A 461-nucleotide genomic window follows, 5' to 3' on the forward strand; every position below is an offset into this window, starting at 1 on the left:
TGTTTTCCCTGTTCCGGTCGGTGCGAGGATGTGAATGTTGGTCGGGTTTTCCCGCCAGTTGGTCGCCGCGATTCGTTTCAGTTGGCGCATGTTGATGCCGCGTTGTTCTGCCCGGGTGACTTCAGCAAGGCTCGCATCCGGGTATCGGAATTGTGCCTGGGTGATGGCTTTGGCGATGTTGCGTTGTTGCCGTTGTGTGTAGGCCTCTTCGACTGCTGCGAGGAAGATGTCCTCTGGTAGCGCATCCGCGTAGGCCTCGTCGTTGACAATCTCGTAGAAGACATCAGCGAAGGTCGATACGCGAAGCTTTCGCATTTTTGCCCGTACTGTTTCGTCATTGATGTTGCTCATGGTTCACGCTCCTTCTAGTTTTCGTAGTGGTCAGCAGGCCGAATAAAGACGGCATCAGCTGCGTCGCTGGTAAGCGGGGCGCTTGGGCGTTGTTGGTTCTTCGTCGCGGG

General features: G+C 56.0%; 1 protein-coding gene. It reads right to left on the reverse strand.

Going from position 1 to position 461, the window contains the following annotated elements; translation table 11 throughout:
• On the reverse strand, positions 1 to 351 hold a 351-nt coding region (locus tag QP968_RS11155; protein ID WP_284856462.1), incomplete at its 3' end, for an ATP-binding protein.
• Between the last annotated feature and the right edge of the window lie 110 nt (positions 352 to 461).

It is taken from the genome of Corynebacterium sp. MSK041, assembly GCF_030232265.1.
Classification (GTDB): domain Bacteria; phylum Actinomycetota; class Actinomycetes; order Mycobacteriales; family Mycobacteriaceae; genus Corynebacterium.